Here is a 16,933-nt window from a genome sequence, read left to right on the forward strand (position 1 = left end):
CCGCATTGTGACTTAATTGGGAAGCGAGCCATGTTTGAAAAGCGTCACCGCATTACGTTGTTATTCAATGCCAACAAAGCCTACGACCGTCAGGTGGTTGAAGGCGTGGGTGAATATTTGCAGGCGTCGCAATCCGAATGGGATATTTTTATTGAAGAAGATTTTCGCACCCGTCTGGAGAACATCAAAGACTGGCTGGGTGATGGCGTCATTGCTGACTATGACGATCCCGTCATCGAACAACTGCTGACCGACGTCGACGTGCCGATTGTGGGCGTCGGCGGCTCGTATCATTCACCCGAACACTACCCGCCGGTCCACTACATCGCCACCGATAACCATGCCCTGGTCGAAGCCGCCTTTCTCCATTTAAAGGAGAAAGGTGTCCATCGCTTCGCATTTTATGGGTTACCCGCCACCAGCGGCAAACGCTGGGCCGTCGAGCGCGAGCACGCGTTTTGCCAGCTGGTCGCGCAGGAGAAGTACCGCGGCGTGGTCTATCAGGGGCTGGAGACCGCGCCGGAAAACTGGCAGCACGCGCAAAACCGCCTGGCGGACTGGCTGCAAACGCTGCCGCCGCAGACCGGGATTATTGCCGTGACGGACGCCCGCGCCCGCCACGTGCTGCAGGTCTGCGAACATTTGCACATCCCGGTGCCCGAAAAACTGTGCGTGATTGGCATTGATAATGAAGAACTGACCCGTTATCTGTCTCGCGTGGCGCTCTCCTCCGTTGCCCAGGGCACACGTCAGATGGGCTATCAGGCGGCGAAGCTGTTGCACCGTCTGCTGGATAAAGAGGCTCTACCGCTTCAGCGACTGCTGGTGCCACCCGTCCGCGTCGTTGAGCGCCGCTCAACCGATTATCGCTCCTTAAGCGACCCGGCCGTCATTCAGGCCATGCACTATATTCGCAACCACGCCTGCAAAGGGATTAAGGTCGATCAGGTGCTGGATTCGGTGGGCATTTCCCGCTCGAATCTGGAGAAGCGTTTCAAAGAAGAAGTGGGCGAAACCATCCATGCCGTCATTCATGCGGAGAAGCTGGAGAAGGCCCGCAGCCTGCTCGTCTCCACGTCACTGTCGATCAACGAAATCTCGCAGATGTGCGGCTACCCGTCGCTGCAGTATTTCTATTCAGTGTTTCGCAAAGAGTATGACACCACGCCGAAAGAGTATCGGGATCGCCACAGCGAAGTGCTGATCTAGAAAAGAAAACGCCTTCCAGTGGAAGGCGTTGTTTTGAGATTACATATGGGCGGCAATTAAGCGCTGGTTATCCTGGTACATCGCGAACAGATAGTTGTTATAGCTCTGTCCTTTAGTGGAATACCCTTTCAGCTTGTGAATCATCGTACTGGCCGTCACTTCCTGATCCGCTTTACGCAACTGAGCGCGTGATTTACGGAACGATGAGTAGGCCGGGTGCGTATTAAGATTCACCGCGTAAGCATTCACGGAATCTTTAACTGATTCGAACTGAGAATAGCCCTTCACCTTGCCGGGCGCATTATTACAACGCCCTTTCGCACACTTCATGCCGAACAGGTTGTTGTTGTTACGCGCCAGCTTAGACGTTCCCCAGCCGCTTTCGGCTGCTGCCATGGTCGCAACCATGCTGCCCGGGATAATGTCCACACGCTCAAGAAGCGCATTCCACGGCACGCGGCGCGTGTTACCGTTCCAGCTCAGCTTGTAGCGCTTCGTGATGTCTTTCAGACGTGCGCGTTCAGACGGCGACCAGCGGCTATCGTACTGTTTGGAAATCAACCAGTTTCGATCTGCCGTAATCGCGGCATTTTGACTTGTGATGTAAGGCATTACCGTCCGGAGAAACGCTTTTTTTCTTGGTGTTCCGGAAGGGTATTTTCGCAAATCAGGAAGTGAACTACTCTTTGCACTATTGCGAGAATACTCTTGTTTACTGCTAACCTTACTACTTGTCGTCTTTATTACGTGGGCTTTCTTACTCGTTGTATCCGTGTGCGTCTTCGCAAGCACCTCACCCGAAAATGCCGTGGTGAGTAACATGAGTATCGCAGCCCCATATCGTCGAATGGGAGTCGATATCATTAGGTCTCCTGGTCGGATGTAATCATCCCAACACCTTATTTTTTCACAAATTTGAGAGCGGAATCTCAAATCATATCAAAAATAGACTTCAAGAGCACGTATAGAAATAGTCCAAATCCGAAACTATGTCACCTGAAACTTGCTCATAAAAACATCATTGCTGAAAAAATGTGTGCGCTATCGCAGATAACTGCCTCATTTTGCGCGGGATCACTCATCCTCACGCGTCCTCCTGGCAGAAAGCGATGGGGGATGAGTTTTTACCCTCCACCTGATGGCACACTGGTCAAAAATGCCGCGACAGGAAAATGGAATGAAACGCACCGCATTAGCTTTTCTGATGTTACCCGCTCTGGCACATGCTGACTGGTCATCGCCGGGGTTTGACGCATTTAACGCCGAAGGCACCGGAGTTTTTACCAGCCAGGCAAAGCTTGCGAAGGGTACGCGTCCTCTGACGCTGAGTTTTGACAAGACGTGCTGGCAGCCTGCTGACGCGATAAAACTCAATGAGATGCTGTCGCTCAAGCCCTGCGACGGGTCTCCGCCGCCGTGGCGCCTTTTCCGCGACGGTGAATATCAGATGCGGATTGATACCCGATCCGGCACGCCCACCCTGTTGCTGACAATTCAGAGTACTACAGAACAGCCGGTTGCAAGCGTTATCCGCCAGTGCCCGAAGTGGGACGGTAAACCGCTGACGCTGGACGTCAGCCATACCTTCCCGGAAGGCACCGTGGTGCGTGACTTCTACAGCAAACAGACCGCGACGGTACAGAATGGAAATATAACCCTGCAGCCCGCCGCGGGCAGTAATGGCCTGCTGCTCCTTGAGCGCGCCGAAACCGACAAACCTGCGCCGTTTAGCTGGCAGAACGCCACCGTCTATTTTGTGCTGACCGACCGCTTTGTGAATGGCGACCCGGGCAACGACAATAGCTATGGCCGCCACAAAGACGGCATGCAGGAGATTGGCACCTTTCACGGTGGCGATCTCAAAGGGCTCGCCAGCAGGCTCGACTATTTACAACAGCTGGGGGTGAACGCGCTCTGGATAAGCTCGCCGCTTGAGCAGATCCACGGCTGGGTAGGCGGCGGCACCAAAGGAGACTTCCCGCACTACGCCTATCACGGCTACTACACCCAGGACTGGACGAAGCTCGACGCCAACATGGGCACCGAGGATGACCTGCGCCATCTTATTGATGAAGCGCACAGCCGCGGCATTCGCGTCCTGTTCGATATCGTCATGAACCACGCGGGCTACGCGACGCTTGCGGACATGCAGGCGTACCAGTTTGGCGCGCTGTATCTGCAGGGTGATGAGCTAAAAAAAACCCTGGGCGAACGCTGGACAGACTGGAAGCCGGGCGCGGGCCAAAGCTGGCATAGCTTCAACGATTACATTAACTTTAGCGACAAAGCCGCATGGGAAAAATGGTGGGGCAAGAAATGGATCCGCACCGACATCGGTGATTACGACAACCCCGGCTTCGACGATTTGACCATGTCGCTGGCGTTTCTCCCGGATCTGAAAACGGAATCCACCGTCCCTTCCGGATTACCCAACTTTTATCAGCACAATTCCGATACCCACGCGAAGGCCATCCCGGGATATACCCCGCGCGACTACCTCACCCACTGGCTCAGCCAGTGGGTACGCGACTACGGCATCGACGGTTTCCGGGTGGACACCGCGAAGCACGTTGAGCTTGCGGCATGGCAACAGTTAAAGGATCAGGCAAGCCAGGCGCTGGCCGCGTGGAAAGGGGCCAACCCGGACAAAAAGCTCGATAACGCGCCCTTCTGGATGACCGGCGAGTCCTGGGGCCACGGGGTGATGCAAAGCGACTACTACCGCCACGGTTTCGACGCGATGATCAACTTTGATTATCAGGAGCAGGCAGCAAAAGCGGTGGATTGCCTGGCCGACATGGATCTTACCTGGCAGCAGATGGCGGAAAAGCTGCAAAGCTTCAACGTGCTGAGCTATCTCTCCTCACACGATACCCGCCTGTTCCGCGAAGGAGGCCAGCGCGCAGCCGAGCTGCTCCTGCTCGCGCCGGGCAGCGTACAAATCTATTACGGGGATGAATCAGAGCGTCCGTTCGGCCCAACGGGGTCCGACCCGCTGCAGGGTACCCGTTCGGATATGAACTGGCAGGACGTCACGGGCAAGCAGGCCTCAACCGTCGCCCACTGGCAAACGCTGGGCCAGTTCCGCGCCCGCCATCCGGCGATCGGTGAAGGCAAGCAAACCACGCTGTCGCTAAAAGAGGGGTACGGCTTTGTGCGTGAGCATAATGGCGATAAGGTGATGGTGGTATGGGCGGGTAATCAATAATTTCCCCCACCCCTCACCTTAACCCTCTCCCCTTTGGGGAGAGGGTTAAGGTGAGGGGTGGAAAACCCACCAGAACTATTCACTCCCCAAATCCAACTCCGCCATACAAAACAACAAATCCGACCACATCCCCCGATTTGCACCAACACGGTGCTAGCGTTATGGTTACCCACTTTCAAAATAAGCTCGATAGAACACCTGCTATGACGTTTTCACTTTTCGGCGACAAATTCACCCGCCATTCAGGCATTACTCGCCTGATGGAGGACCTCAACGACGGGCTGCGCACACCGGGTGCCATCATGCTCGGCGGCGGAAACCCGGCGCAAATTCCGGAGATGACGACCTATTTCCAGACGCTGCTGACGCAGATGCTGGAAAACGGCAAAGCAACCGATGCGCTTTGCAACTACGACGGTCCGCAGGGTAAAACCGAGCTGCTGTCTCTCCTTGCCAAAATGCTGCGTGAAGAGCTGGGCTGGGATATCGAACCACAGAATATTGCACTAACAAACGGCAGCCAGAGCGCGTTTTTCTACTTGTTTAACCTCTTCGCAGGACGTCGTGCCGACGGAACCACCAAAAAGGTGCTGTTCCCGCTGGCTCCGGAGTATATCGGCTATGCTGATTCCGGCCTGGAAGAGGATCTGTTCGTCTCCGCGCGCCCGAACATTGAGCTGCTGCCGGAAGGCCAGTTCAAATATCACGTCGATTTTGAACACCTGCACATTGGTGAAGAGACGGGGATGATCTGCGTATCGCGCCCGACGAACCCAACGGGCAACGTGATTACCGACGACGAACTGATGAAGCTGGATGTACTGGCGAACCAGCACGGCATCCCGCTGGTCATCGATAATGCCTACGGCGTGCCGTTCCCGGGCATTATCTTCAGCGAAGCACGTCCGCTGTGGAACCCGAACATTGTCCTGTGCATGAGCCTCTCCAAGCTGGGTTTGCCGGGCAGCCGCTGCGGCATCATCATCGCCAACGAGAAAATCATCACCGCCATTACCAATATGAACGGCATTATCAGCCTTTCACCGGGCGGTATCGGCCCGGCGATGATGTGCGAAATGATCAAGCGCAACGACCTGCTGCGTCTGTCTAATGACGTCATCAAACCGTTCTATTACCAGCGCGTTCAGGAGACGATTGCGACGCTTCGCCGCTACTTACCGGAAGAACGCTGTCTGATCCACAAACCTGAAGGCGCGATTTTCCTGTGGCTGTGGTTTAAGGATTTGCCGATCACCACAGAATTGCTCTACCAGCGCCTGAAAAAGCGCGGCGTGCTGATGGTGCCGGGAGATTACTTCTTCCCGGGTCTTGATAAGCCGTGGCCGCATACGCACCAGTGCATGCGCATGAACTACGTGCCCGATCCGGAAAAAATCGAAGCGGGCGTCAAAATTCTCGCTGAAGAAATTGAAAAAGCGTGGCACGAAGGCGGCCAGTAACACGCTACCCCTCACGCACGTTAAAACCCAGCTCTTTTGATATCGCCTCTGCCGTTTCGCGCAGAGGCTTGAGCAGGTTTTTCTCGCCAATCTGCTTCATGCGGGACGTCGACAGCGAAATGGAGATCGCATACGGCACGCGACCATGAATATCAAACACCGGCACGGCGATACAGGAGACACCCAGCTCGTTCTCTTCTTTATCCATTGCCATGCTGCGCTCGCGAATTTCCGCCAGCTCATCATACATAGCACTCAGTTCAGTGATGGTATTGCGCGTCAACGGCTGGATCTGTTCCTGATGGCTTTGCCAGTAGCTCGCCACGTAATCCTGATGACCAAAGGCCATATAGATCTTGCCCATTGCAGAACAATAGAGCGGCATATGCTGGCCGATGTAAGCACGCGTACGCAGCATGCCGGTTGTCGGCTCGAGCTTATAAATCAGGATCGCGTGGTCATCTTCCCGACTGGAAAAGTTCACCGTTTCGCCAGTGGCAATGTTCAGCGCCTCAAGATGCGGGGCCGCCACGTGAATAATGTTGAGCGATGACAGCGCCTTCTGCCCGACGGCAATGAATTTAGTGGTCAGACGATAGCTACCCGCCGCCGGTGCCGGGGTAACGTATCCGCACGACTGCAATCCCTGGAGTAACCGGTGGACGGTGCTCTTATTCAAACCTGCCAGTTCCGATAAATGCGCAAGCGGGCACCCGTTCGGGTAGTTGCTGAGGATCTCAATCAGCATCAGGCCGCGAAACAGGCTCTGGCTGCCTGCTGGCCTCTCTTTTTCCTGCGTTATTTCGCTCTCTTTCATGCTCATCAAATCGCTCCTTTTTATCGCGCTCTTGATGGTAGCGCAAAGTGTGGTTTAGTTCACGATCTCAACAGAAAAAACACAACCAGTTGATTTTAATGGTTTTTGAAAAACATGAATATCGTTGATCTGACAAAATTTGATCGATATATTTGAAATCATATTTCGTATAGTGAAATTTAGCGATAAAAAAGCATTCGCATTTGCCCCTAAAAAAACAGGAGAACAGGGATGAAAGTGACCTTCGAAGAGTTGAAAGCGGCGTTCAATCGGGTTCTGCTCGATCGCGGCGTAAAAGTGGAGACTGCCGATGCCTGCGCAGAGATGTTTGCCCGCACCACCGAATCCGGTGTCTACTCGCATGGCGTAAACCGCTTCCCGCGTTTTATTCAGCAACTGGATGCTGGCGACATCATTCCTGACGCCCAGCCACAACGGGTGACCTCATTAGGCGCCATCGAACAGTGGGATGCCCGACGCTCCATTGGCAACCTGACGGCGAAAAAGATGATGGATCGCGCCACCGAACTGGCTTCCGACCACGGTATCGGCCTGGTGGCGCTGCGTAACGCCAACCACTGGATGCGCGGCGGCAGCTACGGCTGGCAGGCGGCTGAGAAAGGTTATATTGGAATTTGCTGGACCAACTCCATTGCCGTTATGCCCGCATGGGGATCAAAAGAATGCTGCATCGGCACAAACCCACTGATCGTTGCTATCCCGTCGAATCCCATCACCATGGTCGATATGTCGATGTCGATGTTCTCCTACGGCATGCTGGAAGTGAATCGTCTGGCCGGGCGCGAATTGCCTGTAGATGGCGGCTTTGACGACGAGGGCAATCTCACCCGAGAGCCGGGCGTGATTGAGAAAAACCGCCGTATTCTGCCGATGGGCTACTGGAAAGGTTCAGGCTTATCCATCGTGCTCGACATGATCGCCACCCTGCTCTCGAACGGATCTTCCGTCGCAGAAGTGACCCAGGACAACAGCGACGAATATGGCGTATCGCAGATCTTTATCGCCATTGAAGTGGATCGCCTGATCGACGGGCCAACCCGCGATGCAAAACTACAACGCATCATGGACTTCATCACTACCGCCGAACGCGCTGATGAAAATGTTGCCGTTCGTCTGCCGGGACATGAATTCACGCGTCTGCAGGAAGAGAACCGTCGCAACGGCATCACCATTGACGACAGCGTATGGGCGAAAATCCAGTCTCTGTAAGGAGTGGACCATGATATTCGGACATATTTCCCAGCCCAATCCGTGTCGCCTGCCGCTGGCGATTGAAAAAGCGCTTCATTTTCTGCGCACTACGGATTTCACCACCCTGGCGCCAGGCGTGGTGGAAATTGAAGGCCGCACTATTTTTGCCCAGGTTCTCGACCTCACCACAAAGGAACAACACGAAAACCGTCCTGAAGTGCACCGCCGCTATCTGGATATTCAGTTTCTGGCCTGGGGTGAAGAGAAAATCGGTATCGCTATTGATACCGGCAATAACAAAATAAGCGAATCATTACTGGAACAACGGGATATTATTTTTTATCACGACAGCGAAAATGAGTCGTTTATCGAAATGATACCCGGCAGTTATGCCATATTTTTCCCGCAGGATGTGCATCGTCCTGCCTGTATTAAAAACAAGGAAACGGTAATTCGTAAAATTGTGGTGAAAGTGGCAATCAGCGAATTAGTGTAATTTTCTGACAAATACAGGAACGCGAAATGACCAACACCGGTTTTATTATTGGTGCGTACCCCTGCGCACCCTCGTTTCACCAGAAAGGGGAACAAGAAGAACAATCCTTCTGGCGGGAACTTTCCGACACACCGTACATACGCGGGCTGGAACAACCTTGCCTGGAAAACCTTCATCCTTTTGGTGACGAGTGGCTGTTCCGTCATACGCCGGGCGAGTGGCAAATCGTCGTCACGGCGGTGATGGAAACCATGCGCCGCCGCGGCACGAACGGCGCATTTGGTCTGGCGTCAGCCGACGAAGCGCAGCGTAAAGCATGTGTAGACTTTTACCGGCATCTGCAGCAGAAAATTAACGCTGTAAATGCACGTTTTCCAGGAAAAGTCATAGCTCTGGAAATGCAGGCGGCGCCGCAGGCCGGGAATGCATCCGTCGAACAGGCTACCGAAGCGTTTTCCCGCTCGATTCGGGAAATCGCGGGCTGGGACTGGGGTTGCGATCTGGTGCTGGAACACTGCGATGCCATGAACGGCCCGGCACCGCGCAAGGGTTTCCTGCCCTTAGAGCAGGTGCTGGAGGTGGTGAAAGACACCGACATCAGCGTCTGCATCAACTGGGCACGGTCAGCCATTGAAGGGCGTAATTCCACCGTTCCGCTTGAACACGTTCAGGCCGCATGTAAAGCCGGAAAATTGGGCGCGCTGATGTTCTCCGGCACCACCATCCGCGGCGAATACGGTGAGTGGCAGGATCTGCACGCGCCGTTTTCTTCGTTCTGTGCCGACAGTTTAATGACGACTGAACAGGCTACATCACTCTTTACTGCGGCGAGCGCCGCAACATTGAAATTCTCCGGTATTAAATTACTGGAAATAAATGCTAATGCTGATGTCAGCCATCGCATCGCCATTTTGCGTGACGGCATTAGCGCTATGAATAAAGCGACACAATAAAAATAAAAACGTATTCCGATTACATTCACTGAGACATTAACTATGAATATTTCAACGAATGCTCTACATGCGGATATTCCGCGCCAGCGCTGGCTAAGAATCATTCCACCTATTCTTATCGCCTGCATTATTTCGTACATGGACCGCGTGAATATCGCGTTTGCGATGCCCGGTGGCATGGATGAAGAACTGGGTATTTCCGCCACCATGGCAGGCCTGGCAGGCGGGATCTTCTTTATCGGCTATCTGTTCCTGCAGGTTCCGGGTGGCAAGATTGCTGTTCATGGTAGCGGCAAGAAGTTTATCGGTTGGTCCCTGGTCGCCTGGGCAGTCATCTCAGTCCTGACCGGTATTGTCACCAACCAGTATCAGTTGCTGGTATTGCGATTCCTGCTCGGTGTGGCGGAAGGCGGGATGCTGCCCGTTGTGTTAACGATGATAAGTAACTGGTTCCCCGATGCCGAACGTGGCCGCGCCAACGCGATTGTGATCATGTTCGTACCGATTGCCGGGATCATCACCGCGCCGCTTTCTGGCTGGATCATCACTGCGCTCGACTGGCGCTGGCTGTTCATCATTGAAGGGCTGATGTCCATCGTTGTGCTGGTGCTTTGGGCGTTCACCGTTTACGACCGTCCGCAGGAAGCCCGCTGGATCTCAGAGGCCGAGAAAAACTATCTGGTGCAAACGCTGGCCGCTGAACAGCAGGCCATTGCCGGAAAAGAGGTGAGAAATGCCTCTCTCAGCGCGGTACTGTCAGACAAAACCATGTGGCAATTAATCGCCCTGAACTTCTTCTACCAGACCGGGATTTACGGTTACACCCTTTGGCTGCCCACCATTCTGAAAGAACTGACGCACACCAGCATCGGCCAGGTCGGGATGCTCGCCATTCTGCCTTACATCGGTGCCATTGCGGGGATGTTCCTGTTCTCTACGCTTTCTGACCGCACCGGCAAGCGCAAGCTGTTTGTCTCCCTGCCGCTGATTGGCTTCGCACTTTGCATGTTCCTCTCCGTGGCGCTGAAAGCAAACACCTGGCTGGCCTATGCCGCGCTGGTCGGTTGCGGATTCTTCCTGCAGTCCGCCGCTGGGGTGTTCTGGACGATTCCTGCACGTCTGTTCAGCGCCGAAATGGCAGGCGGTGCGCGCGGTGTGATCAATGCGCTTGGCAACCTTGGCGGATTCTGCGGCCCTTATGCGGTAGGCGTACTGATTACGCTTTACAGCAAAGACGCGGGGGTTTACTGCCTGGCGATTTCTCTGGCGCTGGCCGCGCTGCTGGCCCTGCTATTACCAGCGAAATGTGATGCCGGAGCAGAACCCAATCCCACGGTGAATCCGCATAAGCGTGCGGCCTGATGCCCTCACCCCAGCCCTCTCCCACACGGAGAGGGAGCAAGACGAGAGAGTCAAAGATGAGTGAAAAAGAGCCCTTCTGGCTGGGTATCGATTGTGGCGGTACTTATCTGAAAGCCGGGTTATACAACCGCCAGGGAAAGGAAGTGTGTATTGAACGTCGCTCGGTTGCCACGCTCAGCCCGCGCGCAGGCTATGCGGAGCGGGATATGCCGTCACTGTGGGAGCACTGCCACGCTACCGTCGCCACGCTGCTCAAACGTTCAGGCGTAGACGGAGAGCAGATCAAAGGCGTCGGCATTTCTGCTCAGGGCAAGGGACTGTTTCTTCTCGATAAACAGGATCGACCCCTGGGCAACGCCATGCTCTCTTCTGACCGCCGGGCGCTGGAGATTGTGCAACGCTGGCAACAGGACGGCATTCCCGAAAAGCTCTATCCGCATACGCGCCAGACGCTGTGGACCGGGCACCCGGCCTCGCTTCTGCGCTGGGTCAAAGAGAACGAACCGCAGCGGTACCAGCAGATTGGCAGCGTAATGATGGCGCACGACTATCTGCGCTGGTGTCTGACCGGCGTGAAAAGCTGCGAGGAGAGCAATATCTCCGAGTCCAACCTCTACAACATGAATACCGGGAAATACGACTCACAGCTTACGCGCTGGCTCGGTATCAGCGAAATTGACGGCGCCCTGCCGCCGATTGTCGGTTCAGCAGAAATTTGCGGGGAAATCACCGCTCAGGCAGCCGCCCTGACCGGTCTCGCGGCGGGCACGCCCGTCGTTGGTGGACTGTTTGATGTGGTTTCCACCGCGATCTGCGCCGGGCTGCACGACGAACATACGCTGAATGCCGTGATGGGCACCTGGGCCGTCACCAGCGGGATTGCGCACGGCATCCGCGACAGCGAGCCGTTCCCCTACGTCTATGGCCGCTACGTCCATCCGCAACAGTACATCGTTCACGAAGCCAGCCCCACCTCCTCCGGCAACCTTGAGTGGCTCACCGCGCAGTGGGGCGATATGTCATTCGATGAAATCAACCATGCCGTCGCTGGCCTGCCAAAAGCCGGAAGCGATCTGTTCTTCCTGCCGTTCCTCTACGGCAGCAACGCCGGGCTGGAGATGACCAGCGGTTTCTACGGCATGCAGGCGCTGCACACTCGCGCGCACCTGCTACAGGCGGTTTACGAAGGCGTGGTGTTCAGCCACATGACCCATCTTAACCGTATGCTTGAGCGCTTTACCCAGGTGCAGGCACTGCGCGTCACGGGTGGCCCGGCCCATTCGGACGTATGGATGCAGATGCTTGCGGACGTCAGCGGTCTGACAATTCAACTACCCCAGGTAGAAGAGACTGGCTGTTCCGGCGCAGCGCTGGCCGCACTGGTCGGTACAGGCATCTATCCCGATTTCCACACGGCGCAACGCGCGCTTAAACATGACATCCGGGTGATTGAACCCGACATGAACGCCCATGCGGCCTATCAACGCAAATATCACCGCTACCAGTTACTGATTTCAGCATTACAGGGCTATCACGCCCAGGTTAAGGAGCACGACCTATGAGCCGACCATTACTGCAGCTGGCGCTCGATCACACCTCACTTCAGGCCGCGCAGCGCGATGTTGCCCTGCTTGTGGATCACGTCGATATCGTCGAAGCCGGTACCATTTTATGCCTGACCGAAGGGCTAAGCGCCGTCCGCGCGCTGCGCAAACAGTGCCCGGAGAAAATTATCGTGGCGGACTGGAAAGTCGCCGATGCCGGGGAGACGCTGGCAGAGCAGGCGTTTGGCGCGGGCGCGAACTGGATGACCATCATCTGCGCCGCCCCGCTGGCGACCGTTGAGCGAGGCCACGAGGTGGCACTGCGCTGCGGGGGAGAAATCCAGATAGAGCTCTTTGGTAACTGGACGCTGGACGACGCGCGCGCATGGCATCGTATCGGCGTAAAACAGGCGATATACCACCGCGGAAGAGACGCGCAGGCCAGCGGTCAGCAGTGGGGCGAGGCGGATCTCGCCAGAATGAAAGCCCTCTCAGATATCGGTTTACAGCTTTCGATTACCGGCGGCATCACGCCTGCCGATCTCCCCCTGTTTAAGCAAATCAACGTCAAAGCGTTTATCGCCGGGCGCGCGCTGGCAGGCGCTGCCAATCCGCCGCAGGTGGCACAGGCATTCCATTCGCAAATCCGCGATATCTGGGGAGCGTAACCATGCGTCAAAATCCGTTAGGTATTTATGAAAAAGCGCTGCCGAAAGATCTCTCCTGGCCGGAGCGCCTGGTTCTGGCGAAGAGCTGCGGATTCGATTTCGTTGAGATGTCGGTTGATGAAACCGACGAGCGTTTATCGCGCCTTGAATGGAGCACCACGCAGCGTGCATCCCTGGTCGAAGCCATGCTCGAAACGGGCGTGGCGATCCCGTCAATGTGTTTGTCCGCCCACCGTCGCTTCCCGTTTGGCAGCCGCGACGAAACGACGCGCCAGCGCGCCCGTGAGATCATGACCAAAGCCATCAGGCTGGCGCGCGACTTAGGCATTCGCACTATTCAGCTTGCGGGTTATGACGTCTATTACGAAGAGCACGATGAAGGCACGCAGCAGCGCTTTGCCGAAGGACTGGCCTGGGCCGTCGAGCAGGCCGCCGCCGCACAGGTGATGCTGGCTGTCGAGATCATGGATACCGCATTCATGAATTCCATCAGCAAGTGGAAGAAGTGGGATGACATGCTCGCATCACCCTGGTTCAGCGTTTACCCGGACGTTGGCAACCTGAGCGCGTGGGGTAACGACGTTACCGCCGAGCTGACGCTGGGCATCGACCGCATCGCGGCGATCCATCTGAAAGATACCCAGCCCGTGACCGCACAAAGCCCCGGACAGTTCCGCGACGTGCCGTTTGGCGATGGCTGCGTCGATTTTGTCGGCGTGTTTAACACGTTGAATCAGTTGAACTATCGCGGCGCGTTTCTGATTGAAATGTGGACCGAAAAAGCCAAAGAGCCGGTGCTGGAGATCATTCAGGCACGCCGCTGGATTGAAGCCCGTATGCAGGAAGGAGGCATGACATGTTAGAACAACTCAAAGCCGAGGTGCTGGCGGCAAACCTGGCGCTGCCCGCCCACCAGCTGGTGACCTTTACCTGGGGCAACGTCAGTGCAATAGATCGCGAAAGCGGCATGATGGTGATCAAGCCGTCCGGCGTGGAGTACGACGTGATGACGGCGGAGGATATGGTGGTGGTGAACATCGCCACAGGACAGGTAGTCGAAGGCAGTAAAAAACCCTCCTCTGACACACCCACCCATCTGGCACTGTATCGCCGTTACCCGGAGATTGGCGGCATTGTACATACCCATTCCCGCCACGCCACCATCTGGTCTCAGGCGGGCCAGGATTTACCCGCCTGGGGCACGACGCATGCAGACTATTTCTATGGGGCGATCCCCTGCACGCGGCTGATGACCACGGCAGAAATTGCAGGGGAATACGAATACCAGACGGGCGAAGTGATCATTAAAACCTTCGAGGAGCGCGATCTCAGCCCAATGCAGATCCCGGCGGTACTGGTTCACTCCCATGGCCCGTTCGCCTGGGGCAAAGACGCTGCCGATGCGGTCCACAATGCCGTCGTGCTGGAAGAGTGCGCCTATATGGGCCTGTTCTCACGCCAGCTCGCACCACAGTTACCGGCTATGCAGCAGGCGCTGCTGGACAAGCATTATCTGCGCAAACACGGGGCGAATGCCTATTACGGGCAATAATCAACCGGAGTTAATATGCTCCTTACAGTACCGCCGTTTCCAGACGGCGGGGGTTAACCCGGTGTGCTTCGAGAATATCTGCCGGAAATACCCCACGTCGTTAAAGCCGCAGCGCGCGGCTACCTCGGTTAATGACGCAGCGTCGTTGAGCAGGAGTTTTTCCGCCGCCCTGACGCGCTGGCGATGTATCGCCTCCGTCAGGGTTAAATGGAATGTCCGGCGAAAGACGCGCCCGAGGTAATCCGCATTACAGTGCAACGCTTTTGCCAGCTGCGAGGTGGATAACGGTAAATGAAACTGCGTGCGAATAAGCTGTTTTGCCTTCCACGCCATCGCCGCACCGGCCTGATCTGCGCTGTCTTCATACCCTGAAGAGTTCGACACCTGCTGTAAAATCAATAATAAAATCATCTCCAGCGCCAGGCTGCGCTGTAATTTCTCCTGCTCGCTGAGAAATTGCCGAAAGAGCGCAATCACATATTCCGCATCCCTTACGCGGCAGTGTTGTTCTATTGCCAGAGGAGCCGCGTTGGGTAACGTAGAATCTTGCGGCTCCACCTCAAAATGCAGCCAGTAAAAACGCAGATCCGGCGGGAAATCCTCCACGCCCACATGCCGTCGCTGCGGCCAGAGCAACAAACTCTCTCCCGCATTAACGTCAAAAACATGATTTTCTTCCTGGATCGTTAATGTCCCTTTTTCGACAAAAATAATCTCCCACGACGTTAATTTTCGCGCAGGATGGCGGCCCACTCCGCGGGAGATAAATAGCCCGCCATTTTGAACCTTAATCGGAAGCGCTATGGATAATTCGAGCATGGATATTCACCATTCCGCTTTTATTGCCGTTAATATTCGACTTATATATTGATTATTAATCAATATTCGAATATCTGTCCGATCGGAATCACATTTTTATCATCAGGTCGGAATCGTCACCTTTTTATACTTTTCCCTTCCCTTGTTGGCCTTCCCTTTCGATGCAGAATAAAGAGGTACCTTGCATAAATACGATAATAAATTCGATCTCCGAGGAGTTACTTCATGACTTCCACACCGATTACAGAATCAGACGTGACACAAGGGGCGACAGATGACCGGTTGTCCGTCCGCGAAAAAATTGGCTATGGCCTGGGTGATGCGGGCGGCACGGTGATTACCTGCCTCATCATGAACTTTCTGACCTTTTTCTATACCGATGTATTTGGCCTCACCCCCGCGCTGGTGGGCACGCTGTTTATTGCCCTTCGCGTGTTCGATGCGATTTCCGATCCGGTGATGGGCGTGATTGCTGACCGCACGCAGAGCCGCTGGGGGCGTTTTCGTCCCTGGCAGCTGTGGGTCGCCGTCCCGATAGGCATTATCGGCGTAATGACCTTCACCGTTCCGGAAGCCAGCATGGGCGTGAAAATCGCCTGGGCGTTCGGCACCTATTTGCTGTTGTCCGTGGGTTATACGGCCATCAACGTGCCCTACTGCGCGCTGATCAACACCATGACTACCCGCCACAACGAGGTCATCTCCTGCCAGTCCTGGCGCTTTGTGCTGTGCGGCGTGGCGGGCTTTCTGGTCTCCGTTGGCCTGCCGTGGCTGGTGGCAGAGCTGGGCCAGGGCAATGCCGCCCGGGGTTATCAGCTCGGCGTCGGCGTGCTGTGCGCCATCGCCGTGGTGATGTTCCTCTGCTGCTTCTTCTGGGTGCGCGAGCGCGTTCCGCTGGCGCTGATGGGTAAATTCACCCTGCGCGAGCATCTGGCGGGCCTGCGTAAAAACGATCAGCTGCTGCTGATGCTGGTGATGTCGTTTCTGCTGATCAACGTTTTCAACATTCGCGGCGGCGGGTACATGTATTTCATCACCTACGTGCTTCAGGGCAGCACGGCGTACACTTCGCTGTTTTTCACGATGGTGACCTTTGCCGCCATTCTGGGTGCGGTGATCGTCAACCCGCTGTCGCGCCGAATTGATACCGTCAAACTCTACTACTACACCAACCTGGTGCTCGCGGCACTTGCGGTGGGCATGTGGTTCCTGCCGGGTGGCCCGGCGCACCAGACGCTCTGGCTGATCGTCATTTTAAGCAACGGCGTGATCCTGGGATTCACCCTGCCTCTGCACTTCTCGCTAATGGCCTTTGCCGATGACTACGGCGAGTGGAAAACCGGCGTGCGTTCGTCGGGCATGAACTTCGCCTTCAACCTGTTTTTCATCAAGCTTGCGTGGGCGTCCAGCGCCGGGATCATCAGCCTGGTGTTTATTGCCGTGGCCTATCAGCCAGGCGCGGACAACCAGACGCCAGCCTCACTGCAGGGCATCACCGCCATGGAGACGCTGCTGCCTGCCCTTTTCCACCTGCTGCTGGCGGTCGCTATCCGCTGGTGCAGGCTTAACAACCCAATGATGTCGCGCATTGCCACCGACCTGCGCCAGCGTCACGTAACGTCCTGAGGAGAAT

At 55.6% G+C, this 16,933-nt stretch carries 15 protein-coding genes; 12 read left to right on the top strand and 3 right to left on the bottom strand.

Features of this window, described 5'->3' with window-relative positions; all coding sequences use genetic code 11:
• Positions 1-30: 30 nt before the first annotated feature.
• Positions 31-1,209: a D-xylose utilization transcriptional activator XylR gene (gene xylR, locus D5066_RS17130; RefSeq protein ID WP_028015065.1), complete on the top strand. Its 1,179-nt coding sequence runs from the start codon at positions 31-33 to the stop codon at positions 1,207-1,209.
• Between the two features lie 39 nt (positions 1,210-1,248).
• Here the strand turns inward: xylR and D5066_RS17135 are convergent, their stop codons facing one another.
• Positions 1,249-2,073 carry a protein bax gene (locus D5066_RS17135; protein WP_119916611.1) on the bottom strand — a complete coding sequence of 275 codons (825 nt, stop codon included), beginning with the start codon at positions 2,071-2,073 and terminating at the stop codon, positions 1,249-1,251.
• Between the two features lie 313 nt (positions 2,074-2,386).
• Here D5066_RS17135 and D5066_RS17145 point away from each other — a divergent pair, with 313 nt between their 5' ends.
• Together D5066_RS17145 and avtA are read left to right on the top strand one after the other, a co-directional pair.
• On the top strand, positions 2,387-4,417 hold the full coding sequence (locus tag D5066_RS17145; protein ID WP_119916612.1) for an alpha-amylase: 2,031 nt from the start codon (positions 2,387-2,389) through the stop codon (positions 4,415-4,417).
• Between the two features lie 203 nt (positions 4,418-4,620).
• Positions 4,621-5,877 carry a valine--pyruvate transaminase gene (avtA, locus tag D5066_RS17150; RefSeq protein ID WP_119916613.1) on the top strand — a complete coding sequence of 419 codons (1,257 nt, stop codon included), beginning with the start codon at positions 4,621-4,623 and terminating at the stop codon, positions 5,875-5,877.
• Between the two features lie 4 nt (positions 5,878-5,881).
• Here avtA and yiaJ read toward each other — a convergent pair whose 3' ends face one another.
• Positions 5,882-6,700 carry an IclR family transcriptional regulator YiaJ gene (yiaJ, locus tag D5066_RS17155; protein WP_119916614.1) on the bottom strand — a complete coding sequence of 273 codons (819 nt, stop codon included), beginning with the start codon at positions 6,698-6,700 and terminating at the stop codon, positions 5,882-5,884.
• A gap of 225 nt (positions 6,701-6,925) precedes the next feature.
• On the opposite strand from yiaJ, the gene yiaK reads away from it, so the two are divergent.
• The 8 genes from yiaK to araD are packed head-to-tail and all read left to right on the top strand — an operon-like array spanning position 6,926 to position 14,481.
• Complete coding sequence (gene yiaK, locus D5066_RS17160; protein WP_080329875.1) at positions 6,926-7,924, top strand: 3-dehydro-L-gulonate 2-dehydrogenase; 999 nt, start codon at positions 6,926-6,928, stop codon at positions 7,922-7,924.
• A gap of 10 nt (positions 7,925-7,934) precedes the next feature.
• Positions 7,935-8,402 (top strand): YhcH/YjgK/YiaL family protein, encoded by a 468-nt coding sequence (locus D5066_RS17165; RefSeq protein WP_119916615.1) that lies wholly within the window; start codon positions 7,935-7,937, stop codon positions 8,400-8,402.
• 26 nt (positions 8,403-8,428) lie between these two features.
• Positions 8,429-9,355 (top strand): DUF4862 family protein, encoded by a 927-nt coding sequence (locus D5066_RS17170; protein ID WP_119916616.1) that lies wholly within the window; start codon positions 8,429-8,431, stop codon positions 9,353-9,355.
• 42 nt (positions 9,356-9,397) lie between these two features.
• Positions 9,398-10,717 (top strand): MFS transporter, encoded by a 1,320-nt coding sequence (locus D5066_RS17175; RefSeq protein WP_080329872.1) that lies wholly within the window; start codon positions 9,398-9,400, stop codon positions 10,715-10,717.
• 56 nt (positions 10,718-10,773) lie between these two features.
• Positions 10,774-12,279: an FGGY-family carbohydrate kinase gene (locus tag D5066_RS17180; RefSeq protein WP_119916617.1), complete on the top strand. Its 1,506-nt coding sequence runs from the start codon at positions 10,774-10,776 to the stop codon at positions 12,277-12,279.
• Complete coding sequence (ulaD, locus tag D5066_RS17185) at positions 12,276-12,929, top strand: 3-keto-L-gulonate-6-phosphate decarboxylase UlaD (protein ID WP_119916618.1); 654 nt, start codon at positions 12,276-12,278, stop codon at positions 12,927-12,929. Before D5066_RS17180 ends, ulaD begins: the two co-directional genes overlap by 4 nt.
• A gap of 2 nt (positions 12,930-12,931) precedes the next feature.
• A complete protein-coding gene (locus D5066_RS17190) occupies positions 12,932-13,792 on the top strand; it encodes an L-ribulose-5-phosphate 3-epimerase (protein ID WP_119916619.1) in 861 nt (286 codons plus the stop codon).
• Positions 13,786-14,481 carry an L-ribulose-5-phosphate 4-epimerase gene (gene araD / locus D5066_RS17195; protein ID WP_080329868.1) on the top strand — a complete coding sequence of 232 codons (696 nt, stop codon included), beginning with the start codon at positions 13,786-13,788 and terminating at the stop codon, positions 14,479-14,481. Before D5066_RS17190 ends, araD begins: the two co-directional genes overlap by 7 nt.
• Here araD and D5066_RS17200 read toward each other — a convergent pair whose 3' ends face one another.
• A complete protein-coding gene (locus D5066_RS17200; protein ID WP_119916620.1) occupies positions 14,482-15,300 on the bottom strand; it encodes a helix-turn-helix domain-containing protein in 819 nt (272 codons plus the stop codon).
• A 225-nt stretch (positions 15,301-15,525) separates the two neighbouring features.
• On the opposite strand from D5066_RS17200, the gene D5066_RS17205 reads away from it, so the two are divergent.
• Positions 15,526-16,926: an MFS transporter gene (locus D5066_RS17205; protein ID WP_119916622.1), complete on the top strand. Its 1,401-nt coding sequence runs from the start codon at positions 15,526-15,528 to the stop codon at positions 16,924-16,926.
• The last annotated feature ends 7 nt before the right edge of the window (positions 16,927-16,933 follow it).

It is taken from the genome of Enterobacter chuandaensis (genome assembly GCF_003594915.1).
GTDB classification, from domain to species: Bacteria; Pseudomonadota; Gammaproteobacteria; order Enterobacterales; family Enterobacteriaceae; genus Enterobacter; species Enterobacter chuandaensis.